We start from the raw sequence: 21,453 nt of genomic DNA, 5'->3' as shown, positions 1-21,453 counted from the left end.
GAGTTTGATTGAAAATAACCCATCGAAGCTCACTCGGTAACACGAATACCGGAACTTCAATGAAGCGAAGATTTTAACTAGCTCACGCTAGAAATGCAAAGATCGAATTATATAAATCAAAAGAAAAAGCCCATGATAAATATCACGGGCTTTGGAGTTTCAATAATTGATTATGCTTCAGCGCGACGAGGACGACTTAACGTACCCGCATTGGCACTAGCATTGCCGTGACCACGTTCACCACGGAAGTTACCACGATGGTCGCCACCACGGTTGCGGTCAAAACGACGCTCACCATCACGACCAGTCGCCGTTGCACCGTCACGGTTGCCACGGAAGCCACCTTCACGGCCACCACGACCTGCGCCAGCCGCAGGAGCACCGCCTTCACGATTACGGAAGCCACTGTTTCCGCCTTCACGACGGGCACCACCACCGTTACCACCTTCACGACGACCACGAGACTCGCGGAAGTCATCAAAGTCACATACAACAGCACCGACTTCTTTTTGGCGAATACGCAGTTTACGCAATTTGCCTTCAACATCTGAAGACATTGATTTAGGAAGCTGTACGAATGTATGGCCTTGAGCAAGTTTAATTGCACCAATTGAACCTTTGGTTAAACCAAGTTCATTAGCTAAAGCACCAACGATGTCTTTCACTTGCACGCCTTGCTCACGGCCGACTTGTAACTGATAAGTATCCCAGTCATTGCTCGCAGTACCATATTCGCGGCGACCTTCGCGTCCATCACGGCTATCGCGACCGCCTTCACGGCGTTCACCACGCTCACTACCCTCTTTACGATCACGGCGACGTGATTTTTCACGCTCGATCGCGTCGACCATTGGATCTGGGCCGACATAGAACAGTGGACGATTGCCTTGTTGGCGCTTCAGTAAAATGGCCGCCAGTGTTGTGGCATCAATCTCTAGGCTTTGTTGAAGTTTTTCAATGAGCTCAACAAATTTGTCTAAAGCAGTATGACCTTTGTCAGCTTCTAGCTCTGCACCCAGTTTGATGAGACGAGCTTCAGCAACTTTGTCACGCATTGGAAGTTGAATCTCTTCCATTTGAGAACGAGTTACGCGCTCAATCGTACGCAACATACGAATTTGGTTCGTGCGAACTAGAAGGATCGCTTTACCTTTGCGTCCAGCACGGCCAGTACGGCCAATACGGTGGATGTATGATTCTACATCGAATGGGATATCATAGTTGAACACGTGTGTAATACGTGGAACATCAAGACCACGAGCAACAACGTCTGTCGCAACAAGAATGTCGATTACACCCTGTTTGATATGATCAACCGTGCGCTCACGCAGTGATTGCGGAATATCACCATGAAGCGCTGCCGCTTTAAAGCCACGAGATAATAACCAATCAGCTAAACGCTCGGTGTCTTGACGAGTACGTACAAAGACGATTGACGCATCGGTTTCTTCTGTTTCAAGAAGACGAGCCATCGCTTCGTCTTTCTCAACACCTTTAACAACCCAATATTGCTGCTCTACTTTCGCAACAGTTTGGTTTGAACCTGCTACGTCAACACGAGCAGGATCACGTAGGTAACGGTCAACAATCGTCTTCACCATAGGAGGCATAGTCGCAGAGAACAGCACGCGTTGAGCGGTGCCAGGTGCTTGTTCCATGATCCAAGTTACGTCATCAACGAAGCCCATTTTGAGCATTTCGTCAGCTTCATCAAGGACGAAGGTATGACATTCGTCTAAATGAAGGCGGTCACGAGTGATCAAATCTTTTACACGACCAGGTGTGCCAACCACAATATGAGCACCATTTTTCAGAGCGCGCATTTGGTCAACAATAGAAGCACCGCCATAGATCTCAAGTACTTTAAGGCCTTGAATCTTTTGGCCAAGGTTTTTGATTTCTGCCGCAACTTGGATAGCAAGTTCACGAGTTGGTGCCATCACAATTGCTTGTGGCTTGTGTTGAGAAAGGTTTAATTTGTTCAGTAGAGGTAGAGAAAACGCAGCCGTTTTACCTGTACCTGTTTGTGCTTTACCTAGCGCATCTCTTCCTTCAAGAAGAAATGGAATAGCAGCAGCTTGGATAGGAGTTGGAGAAACGAAACCCATTTCATTTAGAGCAGAAAGGATTGAGTCGTTTAGGGCTAATTCACTAAATTGAATTACAGAGTCTTGCATGGAGATCCCACTAGATTAATTAACAAAAGGTCCCACGTGCTCTACCAATTCCAATACCGATCCATTAAAAAGAGCTGAGTTCCGTTCAGATGCGGATAAGTCTTAAAACGCATCAAGCCGCTAGGGACATATAAGGGACGCGGATTATTCCCTAAAAGCATAAAAAAAGCTAGTAAAAATTGAATTACATCACAAAAATTCGTCATAAATGGCCATTAAGCTCATTAATTCACCCAAAACGAACACAGAAGCTGCATTTACAGCGCACTGTTAAAGCAGACTAGCAAAAATAACGCTTTCGGTAGTAATCATCCCGCTCAATGATTATAGTGTGCCCAATCGCATTTGTTAGAAAAAGAAACATGTTTCAAGATAATCCGCTCCTTGCTCAACTCAAGCAACAAATCCAAGAGAACTTGCCTAAGAAAGAAGGCACGATAAAAGCCACTGAAAAAGGCTTCGGCTTTTTAGAAGTTGACAGTAAGAACAGCTTCTTTATTCCACCTCCGTATATGAAGAAATGCCTACACGGAGATAAAGTGGTGGCCATCATTCGCACCGAGAATGAGAAAGAAGTGGCTGAGCCTCAAGAGCTTCTTGAGCCTTCATTAACTCGCTTCATTGGCCGTGTAAAGCTGTACAAAGGTAAGCTGAATGTCACGCCCGATAACCCGCAACTAAAAAGGCAATCGCTGAAAGCCAAGGTGCAAAAAGGATTAAACCCTGAACATTTCTCTGAAGGTGATTGGGTTGTTGCACAGCTTATTAACCATCCACTGAAAAACGATAGCGGTTTTATGGTTGAAATCACCCATAAAATTACGGATGCCAACGATAAGATTGCGCCTTGGTGGGTGACTTTAGCTGAAAATGACCTGCCTAACAGTGAGCCGGCTGGTATTGAACATTGGCAGCTCAAAGATGATGTCGACCTACAACGCATCGATATGACCCACCTTCCTTTCGTGACCATCGATGGGGCATCAACTAAAGATATGGATGATGCACTGTTCGCCCAAAGAACCGAGGACGGTGACTTCACATTAACCATTGCTATTGCAGACCCAACCGCATACATCACGCCAGATGACGAGATGGACAGTGTCGCGCGTGAGCGGGGTTTCACTATTTATCTCCCTGGCCGCAATATCCCAATGTTGCCACGTGATTTAGCCGATGATTTGTGTTCGTTGATGGAAAATGAAGTTCGCCCTGCCCTTTGCTGTACCGTAACAGTGACTAAAGAAGGTGTGATTGGCGATGACATTACCTTTTTTGCGGCCAACATTAAATCGCACGCTCGATTGGTTTATGATCATGTATCAGATTGGTTAGAAACGGGCACTTCTGCCGATTGGCAACCAAGTGACCAAATCGCTTCCGTTGTGCGTGATTTGTATGATTTTTCATTAGCGCGCGCACAATGGCGCGAAACATACGCGGTCGTGTTTCCTGATCACCCTGATTATCGATTTGAACTGAGTGAAGACAACGACGTAGTGGCAATTCATGCGGATCTCCGCCGTAGTGCTAACCGTCTTGTTGAGGAAGCGATGATAACCGCGAATATCTGTGCGGGAAAAACGCTCAAAGCGCATTTTGGCCAAGGCGTGTTCAATACGCACGCGGGGTTCAAACCCGAAAAAATTGCCGATGTTGTCGAATTAGTCAACCCAACGGGTGAGCTTGAATACACTGCCGATAACTTAGCGACTCTAGAAGGCTTTGCCTCTTTACGTCGCTGGTTATGTAAGCAAGAGACCCGCTATCTGGATAATCGTATCCGCAAGTATCAAGCTTACAGTGAAATAGGAAACCAACCCCTTCCGCATTACGCAATGGGTTTGGATATCTATGCCACTTGGACTTCTCCTATCCGTAAATATGGCGATATGATCAACCATCGTATGTTGAAAGCACATATTTTAAACAAAGAGCCCGTACAAACACCGGATGAAACCGTTGGTGAAGAGTTGGCACTACACCGCAAACACCACAAAATGGCCGAACGTAACGTAGGCGACTGGCTCTATGCTAGAACGCTAGTAAACGAACCGAGCAAAGGCACCCGTTTTACGGCTGAAATTTTTGATATCAATCGAGCTGGCATGCGCGTACGTCTTTTGGAAAATGGCGCAGCCGCATTCATTCCTGGTTCTTTAATCTTAGACAACAAAGAACGTATTGAATGTAATGCGGAAAGTGGAACGCTGCTTGTCGATAAAGAAGTCGTCTTTAAGCTCGGTGATACGCTCGAAGTCGTGCTCGCAGAAGTGAATATGGAAAACCGCAGTCTGATTGCAAAACCGACTCAGGTTTTCGAACCGTTACCTATACCTTCAGAAGCTAATACCACTACCCAAGGGGAGTGATTTTAGCAGCATAGACATTTCTATCAGGCATTCTTCGGAGTGCCTTTTTATTGCTTATTGATCACCAAAAGTAAGATTTAGGATCTTTTTCAATTTCGCGGATCAACGCCGTCAAATCCGTTGTTTTAGGGAGAAAAGGATACGGCAACCAATCTTCAATTTCTTTATCGGGATCCGTATTGGGAATATACAGCGCCCATTTAGCTTCTTCCCAAATCACTTTCGCCACGATACTTGAATAGTCGCAATGCGTTGAATCTAATTTGTAATGGTGTTTGATGAAGTGCACACCGTTAACGATCGGCTCAAAACAGGATTTGCCTAATTCAACAGACACACTTTGGTTACGATTATGGCAAACAAGCTCTGCTCTTCGTTCTAGTTGACGTTGCAACAAATTCACTACCGCCATTTTACCCTCGCTCAAACACGGCTTCCTGACATCTCGACTATAGCTGACTTCGCTTATCTCTGATATGAAAAACCGTAAGGCTACAAACCACTTACCTTTGTGGTTCACAAAAGTGTCATCTATACGACATATTATGGTGGCTCAATTTTTCTAAATAACCATATTGGAGCCACTATGTTTCGAGTCGCGCTTGCTACACTGCTTTCAACTTTGCTACATACCCAGTTTGCCTTCGCAAGTGAAGTTAATATTTCTGGCTCGACCTCGGTCGCTAGGATCATGGAAGTATTCGCCGAGGACTACAATACCGCACACCCTGAAACTTATATCGCGGTTCAAGCCGTAGGTTCGAGTGCTGGCATCACATTACTGAAAAAAGGTGTCGCAGATATCGCCATGAGCTCGCGCTACCTCACAGAAAGTGAGCAAGATGAGACGATGAGCACCTTGCCGATTGCCTATGATGGGTTGGCTGTTGTAATCAATCGCTTAAACAGTATTGAAAATCTGACTCGTGAGCAGTTATTTGATATTTATAAAGGGAAAATAACCAACTGGAAACAAGTCGGTGGTGCTGATCAAAAAATCGCAGTTGTGACCAGAGAAGCATCATCAGGTTCCCGCTATAGCTTTGAAAGCTTATTAGGCCTGACTCGTGTGATTAATGATCGCTTAGTGTCAGACATCAGTTCCAATAACTTAGTGGTCAATAGCAATAGTATGGTTAAAACACTGATTAACCATAACCCTCAAGCGATCGGTTTCATCTCTACGGGATCGGTAGATAAATCGATTAAATCGATAAAATTTGAGGGAGTAGAAGCCACTGCAAAAAATATTGTCACTCATGAATATAAACTTTCCATGCCATTTTTAGTGGTCTATTACCCTGAAAAAATCACTAAAGAGACTCAAGCTTTCATTGCATCTTTAAAATCAGCGGAAGCAAAGGCTCGCATAGAAGAATATGGTTATATTCCTTTGAAAAACAAATAAATACAAAAAAGGAGAGTGATCGACTCTCCTATTTCCATGTCATTTTTCTAAAGTTAAAAATGGAGTTGGATTACTGAAACCACGACACAGCCTGGGCGACGAATACCTTCAATCTCCACTTTAATTTCTCTCTCGATCTCCAAACCTTTTTTGATTGGCGTAACTTTCAATAGAGTACTAATCGCTCTTACTCGGTTTCCTGATTTCACTGGATACGGGAAACGAACTTCATTTAAACCGATATTCACCACCATTTTTGCGGTCGGAAATATTGGTTTGTCAGGATCAACGCTATCCGTCAATTTAGGTAACAAGGCCAAGGTCAAAAAGCCGTGCGCAATTGTGGTCCTAAATGGAGAATCAACTTCCGCTTTTTGAGGGTCGGTATGAATCCACTGCATATCCTCGGTTACTTGACCAAACTGGTTAATGCGCTCTTGATCAACCACCAGCCATTTACCCGTATGAATGACTTCACCAATCTGAGTCTGGAGCTGTTTATACAGACGTTGCGCTTCAGGTTTGAGTATCAAGGGTTCGGCAATAGGAGCATCTTCATTCACTGCTGGTTGGTGAAAATCTCTAACCCAAGAAAACAACTGGCGACTGTTTGTTTTATGTAGAAGCTCGCCCCAGTACTCACGTACTGAAGGTGATACCCACTGCATAAGCTCAGAGGAGTACTTGTTCATTGAATCGCCACGATGCTTAAAAAGATTCTCGACTTTCATCTAAACCTCGGTGATTAGTTAGAATGCCCTTGGATTGAGGTAATTTTGAAGTACTTCACACTTAGCTGCAAACACTTTCGAGCGTACAAGCGTTCCCTGAAACACACAAATTACATATAAATCAATCAAATAAAAATAAAACACCATTTTATTAGATAACTAGGTTGCAGAGTATATAGCTCATAAAATCAAGGGAAGCGGTAAAAACAGTGCTTTACTGTAACTGAAAACGTTATTGCGGTTAGCCAAACCGAGTCGATGACTCAACTTATTGCTTTACAATATTATGGTGGCTATCTATTATGCGCACCACACGGAGAGATGGCTGAGTGGTTTAAAGCACCGGTCTTGAAAACCGGCGATGGTTAATAGCTATCCTAGGGTTCAAATCCCTATCTCTCCGCCAAATATCAAAAAAAAGCCTTTGATTATCAGAGGCTTTTTCTATTTATAGCATTTGGAAACTTTAGATGATTAAAAACTCATGTGTCTGGAAGATGCAATCATGTTTGGTCATCGCCTCTTCCTCAATACATCAAGAACGAATCACACGAATACCGATAGGTAAGAAGACATAGCCCGCGCACTATGCGTTTCAATCAACCGTAGAAGAGACCGAAGCCAGCAAATCTGTTGGGCTAGTCCAAGTATAAACCCACTCTTTAATATCTTGCCCACAGGGAGACCGCCATAAACGCTCTCCTTTAGGTCGACCAGCTAAGTAGTCGTAAAATTCGATGGCTTGCTTATTGTCTGCCATCACTTCCAAATACACACCGCTATTAGGGAAATACTGCTCAAACCATGCCGCCATCTCTTGAATCAACTGGCGACCAATCCCCCTTCCTCGATAATTTTCATCAATGTGCAGAGACTCGATAATGCTGCCTTTGTCAAAATCGTGGTTACCAAAGGCGCAGATAAACCCACACAGCAGCCCTCCCTCTTCAATCAGTAGGACATGTTGATTAAATGGTGGATTGATTAAGCGAGTTTGCCAAATCAGTAAACGGTCTTCTAGAACGTCGTTATCAAGGTACTCTTTGCCTAATATGCCTTGGTAGTGAGTTCGCCAACTTTGAGCGTGTAGCTGAGCAATTCTTTCAAAATCGCAATATTCAGCTGCTTTTATTTCCATATTCTAGTCCTTATTACTTCCTGTAAGGATTAACATCGTCTTTCATACTATTCGGTTCAAATAGAAAAGCAAAATATACTAGTCACAATCCCTTAAAAGAATCATTAAACCTCTTTGACTTACAGTTGTTCGCTGATATTCTAGCGAACAACTGTAAGCTCAAGAATTTTAATCATGGAATCGGCATCAAAACCACCACTTATCTGGATAAACATCGTCATTTTTAGCTTCAGCTTGGGCTTAGCGACGATTGCAGCCCCTTTGTATGGATGGCAATTTGGCTACGGCATGGAGCATTGGCTTTGGCTGATGATTTGTTTTTCCTTTTGCAACCTTTCCATTACCGCGGGCTATCACCGTTTATGGTCACATAAAGCCTATGAAGCACATTGGGCACTGAGATTATTGTTTGCATTAGGTGGGGCGTTTGCACTGCAAAACAGTGCGCTACATTGGTCTTCTGATCACCGAGTTCATCACAAGCATGTAGACAATAATGACAAAGATCCTTATTCAGCCAAACGTGGATTCTGGTTTTCACACATAGGTTGGATGCTGCGTCACTACAATAAAACCACGTACGATGACTACTCCAACTGCCGTGACCTGCAAAAAGATAAGATCGTCATGTGGCAGCATAAATATTATGTACCTTTGGCACTCGCAATGAACTTGGGCGTTCCTCTGATCCTTGGTTTTATTTATCACGATATACTGGGCATGTTACTGATCGTGGGTGCACTGCGTTTAGTGCTCAATCATCACACGACATTTTTCATCAATTCGCTGGCTCATATATGGGGTAGCCAGCCTTATACTGATAAAAATACAGCCCGCGATAACGGTATTTTGGCTTTCTTCACTTTTGGCGAGGGCTACCACAATTATCACCATATTTTTGAAAACGATTATCGTAATGGGATTTATTGGTGGCAATACGACCCAACAAAATGGCTGATCAAGCTGTGCTCGTGGCTTGGGTTGGCTGGTAAACTGCGCACTTCGCCTCCCCTTAAGGTAGAAAAAGCGAAAGCGTTAATGGCATTAAGCCATGCGCAAAAACAGATCGCCGCGTTGCCCAATCAGCAACTCGTTATGGCCAGCATACAACGTGAATTTGACGCTTTAGTCATGCAGTTGCAAGAGTATTATGAATTAAAGAAACAGCTGATCGAAAGTAAAAAAAACAATATGGTTCGTAGATATGAACACTCCCTATTGATGCTGCGCTATCGACAAGTGAAGCAACAATTAGCACTACAAAAATCCAATTGGCAGCTCATTGTGCGTCAGTACTCCTAAATTCATACTTTACAGATTTGATGAAGCCACGCCTTAAGTGGCTTCATTTTTCTTAGCTTAAATTATTCCCCCCTCTAACAGAACTTCTAGCCGCATATTTGCTAAATGAATAGTTAGAACGACTAAAACATATTCAAAGTTAAAGAATTTTCAACTAGGTTATCAATTGATAATTTTATTGTTTTAGATCATCTAAAGCTCAACTTGCTCTCGTGCTACAGCATTCTTTTCGGTAAATTCCTTGTCATAAATTGATACACGTTTTTGCAATATTGTTCATAATTTCAGGAGACTTAAATGCTAGAGCTTTTAATTGGCTTGGTGGTAACAGTAGCGGTGGGTTATTTCATTGTTAAAGGTTACAAGCCAGCCGGTGTGTTACTCACCGCAGGTATCGTTTTACTGCTATTAACTGGCGCACTTGGCTATTCAGTGCTGCCAGCCAAAGTACCCTCAACCGGTAACACAGTAACGGATGCACTCGAATTCGTGAAATACATGTTGCGTTACAGTGGTGGCGGTTTAGGCATGCAAATTATGTTGCTGTGTGGTTTTGCTTCGTACATGACACACATCGGCGCCAACAATGTGGTTGTAAAACAGTTTTCTAAACCTCTTTCGGTTATTACATCCCCTTATATCTTGCTGGTTGCTGCTTACATTGTGGCATGTTTGATGTCTTTAGCAGTGAGCTCAGCAACGGGTCTTGGCGTGCTGTTAATGGCCACTTTATTTCCGATGATGGTAGCTATGGGGATCTCTCGCCCGGCCGCAGTTGCGGTATGTGCATCTCCTGCTGCGATCATCCTTTCCCCGACATCCGGTGATGTGGTTATTGCGGCGGAAAAATCAGGCCTACCTTTACACGTTTTTGCCGTGGAAACGGTTCTTCCTGTTTCGATCTGTGCCATTATCGTCATGGCGATCGCGGCCTTCTTCTGGAACAAGTATCTCGATAAGAAAGACAATACACCGATGGAAAAAATCGATGTTTCCGCCATCGAAGTAAAAGCACCGGCTTACTATGCGGCTCTTCCATTCTTACCTATTGTGGGTGTGTTCTTATTCAACGGAGAAACCATTCAAGGTTTGAGCCTTGATATTTACACCATTGTGGTCGGATCCATCTTCATCGGTGCATTGGTTGACTTCGTGACGAAGCGTTTTAAAGGTAAAGAGACGTTAGAAGATCTAGAATCATGCTACGCAGGCATGGCCGAAGCATTCAAAGGTGTGGTGATGTTATTGGTTGCTGCGGGCGTGTTCGCACAAGGTTTGATGTCGATTGGGGCGATTGATAACCTGCTTCATCTTGCAGAAACCGCAGGCGCAGGCGGCATAGCCTTGATGCTGATTTTGACAGGCCTTACCGTAGCAGCCGCTATTGCGACGGGTTCAGGCAACGCTCCGTTCTACGCCTTTGTTGAGTTAGCGCCATCGTTGGCGGCTAAATTGGGCGTGAACCCAGCCTTTCTGATTATCCCAATGCTGCAAGCCTCCAACCTTGGGCGTACCATTTCTCCAGTATCAGGCGTCGTTGTAGCAACAGCTGGTATGGGCCATATCAGTCCATTTGAAGTGGTAAAACGCACTTCCGTTCCTGTCATCCTCGGTTTAATCACGGTCATTATTGGTACAGTAATCCTTGTACCGATGACAGCATAACGTTGACAAACAATCAGGGCGTTCAACAGGACGCCCTTTTTTCAAACCGCTATTTCCAAATAGGTGTTATTTACTCTCGCTATAGCGTTCCAAGTATAAAATCGTTGCTGCCGTGCGCGATGGGACGCGTAGCTTCTTCAGTAAACTCTTCATGTGCACCTTTACTGTCGACTCAGAAATGAACAGACGATCCGCAATTTGTTTATTCCGATACCCTTTCGCGACCTCTTTTAAAATCTGAGTTTCACGGTCGGTTAATGCCTCAAAAAGATCTTCATGCGTATGACGTTCGGCAAGGTACTGAGTAACAAACTCGCTGTACGCTTTTACACCCGTCGCTGCCTGTCTAAGCAGTTCCACCAGCTCATCTGGTTCTGTATCTTTAAGAAGGTAGCCATCAGCCCCCGCTTTCACCATAGCTTCAATATCGAGCGCACTGTCTGATACGGTTAAAATAACAATGGTAGCGGTTGATTCATCCGCACGAAGCGCTGTTAACGTATCGAGCCCTGACATGCCTTTCATATTCAAATCAAGCAGAATGAGATCCGGCTCGATGTCATGCGCCAAAGCGATGGCTTCACTGCCGTTACAAGCTTCAGCAACCACTTCAAAGTCATCTTCAAAACTCAATAGCTGGTTGATACCACGTCTCATCAAAGGATGGTCATCTACCAACATTACTCTACATCTCGTCAAAATTTGTATCCTTTGAACGTTTATATTTCAATATAACTTCACACCCAGCATTAGGTGCGGAGGTTACTGACACTGCGCCATGCAGCCGCGCCGCTCTTTCTTGCATAATGCTTAATCCATAGTGATTGAGCCTAGCACGCTGTTGATCAAAGCCAACCCCATCGTCTTTGACCGTCACCATCACCTGATCATCTAATTCATCACAGTTGACTTGAATAACATTAGCTTGAGCGTGTTTGATAGCATTGATAGTCGCTTCTCGGATCAATTGCAGTAAATGCACTTGTTGATGCGCATCTAAATCAATCGATGACAAATTATTATTAAGCACTATCTCCGCCGTAGTTTGCTCGCCAAGTTCCTCTAGCATGCCCTTGAGTGCTTGACCAAAATTGCCTTCTTTAATCGTTAGCCTAAAGGTGGTTAATAACTCTCTTAACTGGGTGTAAGCGCCCGACAAACCTTGATCAATATCTAAAATGATTTGCTCTTTTTTCTCTGCGGCGTGCGGGGTCTCTGCTCGGCCAATCACGCGTTTTAATAGTGATACTTGTATCTTCAGATACGAAAGCGATTGAGCCAACGAATCATGCAGTTCCCGAGCGATGGTGGCGCGTTCTTCCATCAAGATCAACTGTTCGGCTTGTTTCTGTGCTTGATTATAATAAATGGCACGCGACAATATTTGTACGAAGTTATCAATCAAGGCGCTATTTGGACAAGGCAAGCTGTATTGCAGATACAAGTAACCCAGTTGCATCCCATCTAAGCTCAGCAAAAGCGGAGAAAGGGAGAATCCATTGCTCTCACCTTCGGATAAGCGCGTACTTTTACCCGCGTCATCACCAATTTCTAACTGGGCAAATGTGACCCCTTCAATGGTGACCAAGTGTTGCAAAATCGCTTGAAAATTATCTTGGCTAATGCGCGATGCGGTTAACTCTTGCGAGCAGTCATACAACACTTGCAGTGCTTGGTTGGCATTTTGCAACTTATGGGTTTTCTCATTCACCGCTTGCTCCAAACCGAGGTACAGCTTACCAAGGTCGGTGGCCATTTTATTAAACGTGCGGGTTAAGATCCCCATTTCATTATGGCTGGTGACATTGAGCGATACATCAAATGAACGGTTTTGGATCTGCTCACTGGCGGTCACTAGCGAACGCAATGGCCCCACCACTTCCTTACGAATAAAATGCACCACAAACAATGAGATACATAACACACCACCCAACCCCATGCCGCCAAACCAAGCCAGTTGGATCAGCTTTTGTTCTGAGAAGTGCTGCAACTTAAAGACAAAACGGTCGATTTGGCTGACAAATTTCGCTACCTCATCAAGATAGCGGTCTTTGTTCTCGCTATTTAACAAGCTTTTCAGTTCGTGCCAACGAATGATCAACTGATAATAATCTTTGGTGATGTCGTTTGGCACAGGCCAACGCTGCAATGCTTTCATTGATGGTGAATAAAGCGAACGTTCAAAAAGATAAATGTGAGATGAATAATCCACCGAGTTACTTTGAATATCATGTGCCAATCGATAGCTTTGCATACGCATTGAACCAGCAACGTTCACCGCTTCCGCATCATTGAGTGAGGAAGCGAGTGTAAAAATGGCGTAGCCTGTGATGGCAACCGATAACAGTAAAATCGACACCATGGCTTTGGCAATGGTGCTGGTGACCGACTGTTTGGATCGTTTTCTCAAAACATCTCTCCGTGAACCTCTCCTTGCCTATTGTATCTGATTGGGCGCCGCTGTCGTTAAAGCCATTCAATATGTGATCACTCGCGCTTGAATTTATTGATCTAAAACAACATGACTAGCCAATTACCTCCTTGGGGGTATTTATAGAAATAGGACAAAAACTACAATTTGTGTATGGATAAATGAAGATTTGTTAACAAATACAGGAATGCACTTTGGTTGATCTCTCGAAAAGGCGTTTTTTTTCTCGTAATCAGGTCGATGACACCATTGTCCGCTTGCCTTGGATTGCTCACCCCCTCTCCTTTTCAGATGAGTGCACTCGCTGTGGCCGCTGCCTAGACGCGTGCGAAACAAAGATCATCACCTTAGGTGATGGCGGCTTCCCAACCATAGATTTTCATATTGATGAGTGCACCTTTTGTTATCAGTGCGCGCAAAGCTGCCCAGAGCCGATTTTCGCACCGCGCTCAACACAACCGTGGCTGGCTAAAGCAAAGCTCGAAGAAAGCTGCTTGGCTAAACGCAATGTGGAGTGTCGTAGCTGCGCTGAGTCATGTGAAGTCAGCGCTATAACGTTCAATTTAGTGATCGGAAAAGTGGCGCAACCGAATGTCGATATTGATGCCTGTAACGGATGTGGCGCGTGCGTTTCCATCTGTCCAACCTCAGCCATCCGTGTGAGCAATATTAATAATAATGAGAGATAAACATGTCACTCAATGAAGTACATATTTCAAGTTTGATCGTTCACGTCGTACCTGAACATTTAGCAGCGCTCAAAGCGACAATCGAATCGTTTGAGAACGCCGAAGTGTATGGCCAAAGCAACGAAGGGAAAATGATCGTCGTTTTGGAAACGGAAAATCAAGGCTTCGTTACTGACACCATCGATGCGATTAATAATTTACCACATGTTCTCAGCACCGCTTTGGTTTATCACCAAATAGAAAGTGGGCTGGATGACACGGATACCAACACTGGAACACAACATTCCCACATTGAGGATGACGTATGAAAATGACAAGACGCGCGTTTGTGAAAGCAAACGCAGCCGCATCCGCAGCCGCTGTCGCCGGTATTACTCTACCCGCCAGCGCAACAAACTTGATTGCCAGCTCAGACCAAACAAAAATCACTTGGGATAAAGCGCCTTGTCGTTTCTGCGGTACGGGCTGTTCAGTATTAATCGGTACCCAAAACGGCAAAGTGGTTGCCACACAAGGTGACCCTGAAGCGCCCGTTAACAAAGGGTTGAACTGTATTAAAGGCTACTTCCTTTCAAAAATCATGTATGGCAAAGATCGCTTAACACAACCACTGCTGCGCATGAAAGATGGCCAATACCATAAAGATGGAGAATTCACGCCAGTGTCGTGGGATCAGGCTTTCGATGTGATGGCTGAAAAGTGGAAACAAGCTCTAAAAGCGAAAGGGCCAACCAGTGTTGGCATGTTCGGTTCAGGCCAATGGACCGTGATGGAAGGTTACGCCGCCGTTAAACTAATGAAAGCGGGTTTTCGCTCTAATAACATTGATCCAAACGCTCGCCATTGTATGGCTTCAGCCGTTGTTGGATTTATGCGCACCTTTGGTATTGATGAACCGATGGGCTGCTATGATGATTTTGAACACGCTGATGCCTTTGTGCTTTGGGGTTCAAACATGGCCGAAATGCACCCGGTTCTTTGGACTCGTATTACCGATCGCCGTTTAAGTCACCCACACGTTAAAGTAAATGTCCTTTCGACTTATTATCATCGTTCGTTTGAGCTGGCCGACCACGGTTACATTTTCCACCCACAAAGTGACCTTGCCATCGCCAACTTCATCGCCAACTACATTATTCAAAACGATGCGGTGAACTGGGATTTCGTCAACAAACACACTCATTTCAAACAAGCGACAACAGATATTGGTTACGGTCTGCGTGACGAGCACCCACTGCAAGTTAAAGCGAAAAATGCCAACTCCGGTGATGTTACTGCGATTGACTTTGAAGCTTATAAAGCCTCTGTTGCACCTTATACGGTTGAAAAAGCCGCGCAAATGTCAGGCGTTGCCGAAGATAAACTGATCGCGCTTGCAAAACAGTACGCTGACCCTAACACCAAAGTGATGTCACTGTGGACTATGGGCATGAACCAACATACTCGCGGTGTTTGGATGCAAAGCTTGGTCTACAACCTGCACTTACTGACGGGCAAAATTGCCACACCTGGCAACAGTCCATTTTCATTAACAGGCCAACCATCCGCTTGCGGCACAGCACGTGAAGTCGGAACCTTTTCTCATCGCTTGCCTGCTGACATGGTGGTGGCAAACCCCAAACATCGCGCGATTGCTGAAAAAACATGGAAGCTTCCGCAAGGCACCATTCCTGAAAAACCGGGCTTCCACGCGGTACAGCAAGACCGAATGCTCAAAGATGGCAAACTCAACGCTTACTGGGTGCAGTGTAATAACAACATGCAAGCAGGCCCGAATATTAACGAAGAACGTTTACCGGGTTATCGCAACCCAGAAAACTTTATCGTCGTGTCTGACCCGTATCCAACAGCCACAGCGCAAGCGGCCGACTTAGTGCTCCCTACCGCAATGTGGGTGGAAAAAGAAGGCGCTTACGGCAATGCTGAACGCCGCACTCAAGCTTGGTATCAACAAGTTGGTACTGTGGGCGAAGCAAAATCAGACTCATGGCAAGTGATGGAGTTCTCTAAACGCTTCAAAATGGAAGAAGTGTGGCCAGAAGAATTGCTCGCCAAAGCGCCACAATATCGCGGTAAAACCCTGTTTGATGTGCTGTTCAGAAACGGACAGGTTGACCAATTCCCGCTTGAAGAAGCGCGTGAACTGAACGATGACGCACATCACTTCGGTTTCTATGTACAAAAAGGGTTATTTGAAGAGTACGCCAGCTTCGGACGCGGTCACGGCCACGACTTAGCTCCTTATGATACCTACCATAACGTTCGCGGCTTACGTTGGCCGGTTGTGGATGGCAAAGAAACGTTATGGCGCTTTAAAGAAGGCTCTGACCCTTATGCGAAAAAAGGATCTGATTGGGATTTCTACGGCAAACCGGATGGTAAAGCGTGGATCATCTCCGCTCCTTATGAAGCTCCGCCGGAATCACCTGATGCCGAATTTGATATGTGGCTGTGTACGGGCCGCGTGTTAGAACACTGGCACACCGGCACTATGACGCGGCGCGTGCCTGAACTTTATAAAGCCGTACCCGATGCGCTCTGTTACATCCACCCAGATGACGCCAAAGCGCGTGGGTTACGACGTGGTGATGAAGTATTGATTTCCAACAAACGCGGCGAAGTTCGTGTTCGTGTGGAAACGCGCGGCCGAAATCGTCCACCGCATGGTTTGGTCTTTATCCCATTCTTTGATGCTCGCATTTTGATTAACAAGCTGATTTTAGATGCCACGGACCCACTGTCGAAGCAGACAGACTTCAAAAAATGTCCGGTAAAAATCACTAAAGTAGCGTAAGCCAGTTAATGAATGCATCGGCTGCCCTGTGGGGAGCCGATCTCAGAATGAGCCATTAGGCGGAGAATTTAAGATGAAAAAACTACTGATCGCCCTTTTATCTTTTGGGGCTTTATTTGGCCAAACGGTACAGGCGGAACTGAATAACCCCGGCGGCAACGGCGGGCTGGAATCGCTGCGTGGCGCAACGCAACTTGAAGAGACTCGTCCTGCAGACGACTTTAAGAAGTACCCAAGAGATCAAGCGCTTGAAAGCGAATACGTCTATCAGCCACCTTTGATCCCGCATAACATTCGTGGCTACGAAGTGTCGCTAAACGCCAATAAGTGCCTTGCTTGTCACAGTTGGAAAAATGCCAAAGAGATGGGCGCAACCAAAATCAGTGTGACCCACTATGTTAACCGTGAAGATGCGGTGCTAGCTGACGTCTCACCGCGCCGTTATTTCTGTTTACAGTGCCATGTACCGCAAGCCATTGCGAAGCCTTTGGTGGAAAATGAGTTCAAATCCGTTGATTCACTTCGCTAATCGTAGCCAGATAATAACTTAAGAGGCTATTTATGAAATTATTAAAAGCGTTTTGGAAAAGGCTCACAAGCCCAAGTAAAGCGGCCGTTGGCATCGTATTGTTCATGGGGTTTGCAGGTGGTCTGCTATTTTGGGGCGCATTTAACACCGGTATGGAAGCAACAAACTCAGAAGAATTCTGCTCAGGCTGTCATGCACCGATTGTGGCTGAGATCCAAGAGACGATTCACTATTCTAACCGTTCCGGCGTACGTGCTATCTGCTCTGACTGCCATGTTCCCCATGAGTGGACAGACAAGATTATCCGCAAAGTGCAAGCCTCCAAAGAGTTGTTTGCTCATGTGGTATTAGGCACCATTAGCACACCCGAAAAGTTTCAAGCACGTCGAGCACATCTCGCGGAGCGTGAGTGGTCTCGATTGAAAAATAATGACTCATTAGAGTGCCGCAACTGCCATGAGTTCGAATACATGGATTTTTCAGAGCAAGGTCCACGCAGTGCCAAACAGCACTCTACCGCCCTTGCTAGTGGTGAAAAAACCTGTGTCGATTGCCATAAAGGTATTGCACATAAACTGCCAGACATGCAAGGCGTTGAAGGCTGGCAATAGGAGAATTAACCCATGAGTACATTAGAATCGATAATTTGGCATATTCTTGGTTACAGCGCGATGCCTGTTATTATCTTCGGCGGCTTTGCGGTGGTTGCCGCCGTTTCACTTTGGTTGCTGTCACTGAGTAAAGATAAAGAACTATAAATTACACTTCCTACCGTAATTTATAGTCAACTACCAATGAAAATCCGCCTGTACATAAGGCGGATTTTTTTACTTCACTTTAAATGACATGCGCAGAAATACTAAGGCGCGGAATCCACCACTACGGGCAAGTAATGTTTAGGTTCAAGTTTCAACCACTCTGGTAACACAGTCCCGATTGAGATTGAAGACCAAGTTCCAGAAATAATACCGATGAACATTGCAATAGCAAACCCTTCAAGCGGCTCCCCGCCCATTAACCACAATGCGGAAACGGTGAGTAATGTCGTACCCGAAGTCACCATAGTGCGTGAGAACGTCGCAATCACGGCTTGGTCGGTAATCTCTTTGGTTGGCGTACTTTGCTTGGCCACGAGCAGTTCACGAATACGGTCGGCAATGATAATAGAGTCGTTCAATGAATAACCCAATACCGCCAGTACCGCCGCAAACACAGTTAGGTTGAACTCCATCTGTGTCAGAGCAAAGAAACCGAGCACTAAAATAACGTCATGCAGCAAGGCTAACAAAGAGCCGCTCGCTAAACGCCATTCAAAGCGGAAACACAAGTAACCTAAGATACACAGTAAGCAGATCATCAACGCTAAACTACCTTGCTCCACCAGATCTTGTCCCACTTGCGAGCCGACCATACTGTTGCTCACCACCGTCACATGCTCAGAGACGTCGCTGAGCAAAGTTGGAATGTTAGGCGTCTCTTGATCGCTTTCAGGAAGAGCGTAGCGGATAACCCAACGCCCTTCTTCACCTGCTTTGGTGATCATCGTTGAATCCCCTAATGTAGGTTTCAACGCTTGCAGTAACTCTTTGTTGGTGAGGGTTTTATCGACCGTGACTTCGGTGACCATCCCACCAGTAAAATCCAAACCCATGTTGAGGCCTTTCACACCAAACGCCACTAATGAGATCAGCATCAATGTCACAGAGAGTACGCTCGTGATGTAACGAATTGGACGAATATGGTTTTTCAAATAATCAATCATGTTTATACCCTTACATCACGACGAGCATCTCGTCCCCAAATGAGATTGATAACCGCACGCGAAGCAAATACACCGCTGAACATACTGGTCATAATGCCGAGCCCTAAAGTCAGGGCAAAGCCTTGGATTGGACCATTACCGATCGAATACAGAATCACGGCGGTGATCATAGTGGTGACGTTGGCGTCAAGAATGGTGCTAAAGGCGCTGCTAAAACCTGTATCAATCGCTTGCGCAAAGCTGCGACCTTCCGCGATTTTGTCTTTGATGCGTTCAAAAATTAGCACGTTGGTATCGACGGCCATGCCAACCGTCAAAACTAGACCTGCAATCCCCGGCAAGGTCAGCACAGCACCCGGCAATAAGGCAATCAGACCAATGAGACACACCATGTTAAACAGCAACGCCGCGTTCGCCACCCAGCCCAAACGGCGATACCAAAGCGCCATAAAAGTCAGCGTTAATGCCATACCTAAGGCTAATGCGGCAAAACCATTTTGAATATTTTCTGCGCCCAATGAAGCGCCGATGGTACGCTCCTCTACGATAGTCACAGGCGCGGTTAATGAACCAGCACGCAGCAATAAAGCCAGCTGCTGTGCTTCTTCCATCGAACCTGCACCAGTGATTCTAAATTGGCTACCCAGCTGCGATTGAATGGTCGCAACACTGATCACTTTTTCGCTACGCTCTGTTTCGCCACGAGCATTGGTGGTGTATTCACGGTACACGGTCGCCATCGGCTTACCGATATGCTTGGATGAAAAATCACTCATGATTTTGCCACCCGCGTGGTCAAGTGAGATGTTGACCTCAGACATTCCCACTTGGTCAATACCTGCGCGCGCATTAACAATGTGATCGCCGGTTAATACAGGGCGTTTAGTAAGTACAACATTGCGGCCATTTTCATCTTTTAGCACAATGTCTTGCGACGTAAACGCTTCACTGGGTGATTTCGCCTCATAAAAAGCCAGGCTCGCCGTCGCACCAATCACGTTTTTCGCTTGTGATGGGTCTTGCACGCCCGGTAATTCGATACGAATGCTGTGCTCGCCTTGGCGCTGAACCATGGCTTCAGTGATGCCCAGCTCTTCAATGCGATCACGCATAATCTTGAGGTTCTGTTGCAGCGTCGTTGATTGGAAATCGACTCGATTCTGTTTTGAAGGCTTGATCAGCAGTTGATCAGAAGAGCGTTGAATATCCCACCCTGAGTAAGTTTCTTTGAGGAATGCATTGATTTTATTGAGATCTTCCGCTGAATTGCTCATTACTTTGAAGCCATCAATGCCTTCAGAGTTAACTTTCACGCTGCGAAGACGCTCGTCACGCAGCTTATCTTTCACGGTATCGATCATGCTGTCACGTTGCTCTTGGAACGCTTTATCCACGTCAACGTTCAGCAAAAATTGCACACCACCACGCAGGTCCAACCCTAGTTTAATCGGGTTAAAACCTAAATTTGTCAACCATGTTGGTGCAACCGAAACGTAAGAGAACGTAATACTGTCTTCTTTTTCAATCATGCCATCGAGTAATTCTCTGGCGTGCGTTTGCTGGACTTCATCAGCAAAGACTAAGGTCGTTTTCCCACCTTGCTGCTGTATGTTTTGTACCGCAATATCGTTTTTTTCGAGTAGATGAGTTAATTCCACGACTGAATTAAGCGTCTCATTTTTAGCGGAGACTTGCAGTTGAATCGACGGCTGTTCGCCGTACCAGGTGGGTATAGCGCTCAAGGCAAGCACAACCAAAGTGGCGGCCAATACGATATACTTCCACGCAGAATAGTGATTAATAAGACGTGCTGACGCCTTTTTATTTTGTGTTTTTTTCATACCAATCCTCTCAGCAAAGCTGAGTTGTTATTACTTTAAATGAACAAGTTAAATGAACAAGCGAGTGACTTTGTCACTTGATATAAAGTAAGAGGGATCAGTACTGGCTATTTAACGCCACATACATGGCATTCGTTTCTTTCCAACCAGAAATTCTATGGTTAGAACTATAGGGGCGAGCTTGCCATGCCGCCAACTCAGCGACAGGGAAAAGATAAAGCCTAAAGGGAGCGACGGTGACGTCGTAATTGGGCGTGTTATCGACAAAAGTGGGGCCATCGTATTCAACGACTCGGGAAGTTACCCCCCAACGAGATGCGGTGACGATTGCAGCAGAAGTGTCTGAGTGAAGCGATTTTGATACGGGTGGAGCCGTTTGTTTATCTTGTTGATCAGAGATAGGTTGTTGAATAGCAACAGCTTGAGGCAATGTTTGCTGATGAACAATCGCCGTGAGCGAGGTTTTTTCACCATATTGTGGGATGACTTTAGGTTCAGCGTGGCTGTGCGTTTCACTCTCAATTAAATAGCCGAACGCTTGCGAAGGCAGAACCACCGCGAGAAGCGTAAACCAAAAACATTTAATAAAGTGCCAATGCATGAAAAAATCATTC

The 21,453-nt window shown here is 45.4% G+C and carries 19 protein-coding genes and 1 tRNA gene; 11 read left to right on the top strand and 9 right to left on the bottom strand.

From position 1 onward, the window contains the following. Positions 1–170: 170 nt before the first annotated feature. A complete protein-coding gene (locus AACV32_RS11925; protein WP_170895117.1) occupies positions 171–2,177 on the bottom strand; it encodes a DEAD/DEAH box helicase in 2,007 nt (668 codons plus the stop codon). 362 nt (positions 2,178–2,539) lie between these two features. On the opposite strand from AACV32_RS11925, the gene rnb reads away from it, so the two are divergent. After that, positions 2,540–4,549: an exoribonuclease II gene (rnb, locus tag AACV32_RS11920; protein ID WP_170895118.1), complete on the top strand. Its 2,010-nt coding sequence runs from the start codon at positions 2,540–2,542 to the stop codon at positions 4,547–4,549. A 61-nt stretch (positions 4,550–4,610) separates the two neighbouring features. Here the strand turns inward: rnb and AACV32_RS11915 are convergent, their stop codons facing one another. Next, positions 4,611–4,961 carry a DUF3024 domain-containing protein gene (locus AACV32_RS11915; protein ID WP_026027345.1) on the bottom strand — a complete coding sequence of 117 codons (351 nt, stop codon included), beginning with the start codon at positions 4,959–4,961 and terminating at the stop codon, positions 4,611–4,613. Between the two features lie 174 nt (positions 4,962–5,135). On the opposite strand from AACV32_RS11915, the gene AACV32_RS11910 reads away from it, so the two are divergent. Next, positions 5,136–5,957: a phosphate ABC transporter substrate-binding protein gene (locus AACV32_RS11910; protein WP_166538007.1), complete on the top strand. Its 822-nt coding sequence runs from the start codon at positions 5,136–5,138 to the stop codon at positions 5,955–5,957. 53 nt (positions 5,958–6,010) lie between these two features. Here AACV32_RS11910 and AACV32_RS11905 read toward each other — a convergent pair whose 3' ends face one another. Continuing rightward, positions 6,011–6,688 carry a MaoC family dehydratase gene (locus AACV32_RS11905; RefSeq protein WP_013868538.1) on the bottom strand — a complete coding sequence of 226 codons (678 nt, stop codon included), beginning with the start codon at positions 6,686–6,688 and terminating at the stop codon, positions 6,011–6,013. 315 nt (positions 6,689–7,003) lie between these two features. Here AACV32_RS11905 and AACV32_RS11900 point away from each other — a divergent pair. Further along, positions 7,004–7,094, top strand: a tRNA-Ser gene (locus AACV32_RS11900). 189 nt (positions 7,095–7,283) lie between these two features. Here AACV32_RS11900 and AACV32_RS11895 read toward each other — a convergent pair. Next, a complete protein-coding gene (locus tag AACV32_RS11895) occupies positions 7,284–7,826 on the bottom strand; it encodes a GNAT family N-acetyltransferase (RefSeq protein ID WP_013868537.1) in 543 nt (180 codons plus the stop codon). A 174-nt stretch (positions 7,827–8,000) separates the two neighbouring features. Between AACV32_RS11895 and AACV32_RS11890 the strand changes: the two genes are divergently transcribed. Together AACV32_RS11890 and dcuC are read left to right on the top strand one after the other, a co-directional pair. Continuing rightward, positions 8,001–9,128: an acyl-CoA desaturase gene (locus AACV32_RS11890; protein ID WP_017050757.1), complete on the top strand. Its 1,128-nt coding sequence runs from the start codon at positions 8,001–8,003 to the stop codon at positions 9,126–9,128. A 297-nt stretch (positions 9,129–9,425) separates the two neighbouring features. Further along, positions 9,426–10,793 (top strand): anaerobic C4-dicarboxylate transporter DcuC, encoded by a 1,368-nt coding sequence (gene dcuC / locus AACV32_RS11885; protein ID WP_017050042.1) that lies wholly within the window; start codon positions 9,426–9,428, stop codon positions 10,791–10,793. Positions 10,794–10,859: 66 nt separating this feature from the next. Here the strand turns inward: dcuC and AACV32_RS11880 are convergent, their stop codons facing one another. Next, positions 10,860–11,492 (bottom strand): response regulator, encoded by a 633-nt coding sequence (locus AACV32_RS11880; protein WP_013868534.1) that lies wholly within the window; start codon positions 11,490–11,492, stop codon positions 10,860–10,862. Beyond that, a complete protein-coding gene (gene narQ, locus AACV32_RS11875) occupies positions 11,479–13,203 on the bottom strand; it encodes a nitrate/nitrite two-component system sensor histidine kinase NarQ (protein ID WP_013868533.1) in 1,725 nt (574 codons plus the stop codon). The genes AACV32_RS11880 and narQ overlap by 14 nt, the downstream gene beginning before the upstream one ends. A gap of 215 nt (positions 13,204–13,418) precedes the next feature. On the opposite strand from narQ, the gene napF reads away from it, so the two are divergent. The 6 genes from napF to AACV32_RS11845 all read left to right on the top strand — a co-directional run bounded on the left by napF (position 13,419) and on the right by AACV32_RS11845 (position 17,994). Then, a complete protein-coding gene (gene napF / locus AACV32_RS11870) occupies positions 13,419–13,913 on the top strand; it encodes a ferredoxin-type protein NapF (RefSeq protein ID WP_017045373.1) in 495 nt (164 codons plus the stop codon). Positions 13,914–13,915: 2 nt separating this feature from the next. Continuing rightward, positions 13,916–14,221 carry a chaperone NapD gene (locus AACV32_RS11865; RefSeq protein WP_013868531.1) on the top strand — a complete coding sequence of 102 codons (306 nt, stop codon included), beginning with the start codon at positions 13,916–13,918 and terminating at the stop codon, positions 14,219–14,221. Continuing rightward, complete coding sequence (gene napA, locus AACV32_RS11860; RefSeq protein WP_115340080.1) at positions 14,218–16,707, top strand: periplasmic nitrate reductase subunit alpha; 2,490 nt, start codon at positions 14,218–14,220, stop codon at positions 16,705–16,707. The genes AACV32_RS11865 and napA overlap by 4 nt, the downstream gene beginning before the upstream one ends. 73 nt (positions 16,708–16,780) lie before the next feature. Further along, a complete protein-coding gene (locus AACV32_RS11855; protein WP_013868529.1) occupies positions 16,781–17,236 on the top strand; it encodes a nitrate reductase cytochrome c-type subunit in 456 nt (151 codons plus the stop codon). Positions 17,237–17,268: 32 nt separating this feature from the next. Continuing rightward, positions 17,269–17,847 carry a NapC/NirT family cytochrome c gene (locus tag AACV32_RS11850; RefSeq protein ID WP_013868528.1) on the top strand — a complete coding sequence of 193 codons (579 nt, stop codon included), beginning with the start codon at positions 17,269–17,271 and terminating at the stop codon, positions 17,845–17,847. A 12-nt stretch (positions 17,848–17,859) separates the two neighbouring features. Further along, positions 17,860–17,994 (top strand): TIGR02808 family protein, encoded by a 135-nt coding sequence (locus AACV32_RS11845; protein ID WP_170895119.1) that lies wholly within the window; start codon positions 17,860–17,862, stop codon positions 17,992–17,994. Positions 17,995–18,095: 101 nt separating this feature from the next. Here the strand turns inward: AACV32_RS11845 and secF are convergent, their stop codons facing one another. The 3 genes from secF to AACV32_RS11830 all read right to left on the bottom strand — a co-directional run bounded on the left by secF (position 18,096) and on the right by AACV32_RS11830 (position 21,440). Further along, positions 18,096–18,998, bottom strand: a complete 903-nt coding sequence (secF, locus tag AACV32_RS11840) for a protein translocase subunit SecF (protein ID WP_013868526.1) — start codon at positions 18,996–18,998, stop codon at positions 18,096–18,098. Between the two features lie 2 nt (positions 18,999–19,000). Next, positions 19,001–20,839 (bottom strand): protein translocase subunit SecD, encoded by a 1,839-nt coding sequence (secD, locus tag AACV32_RS11835; RefSeq protein ID WP_170895120.1) that lies wholly within the window; start codon positions 20,837–20,839, stop codon positions 19,001–19,003. Positions 20,840–20,936: 97 nt separating this feature from the next. After that, entirely contained in the window at positions 20,937–21,440 is a 504-nt protein-coding gene (locus tag AACV32_RS11830; RefSeq protein WP_170895121.1) for a hypothetical protein, read from the bottom strand. Positions 21,441–21,453: the final 13 nt, after the last annotated feature.

The organism is Vibrio sp. B7 (assembly GCF_963888765.1).
Taxonomy (GTDB): Bacteria; Pseudomonadota; Gammaproteobacteria; order Enterobacterales; family Vibrionaceae; genus Vibrio; species Vibrio anguillarum.
Note: the sequence above shows the minus strand (reverse complement) of the source record. Positions and strands in the feature narration are given on the sequence as shown.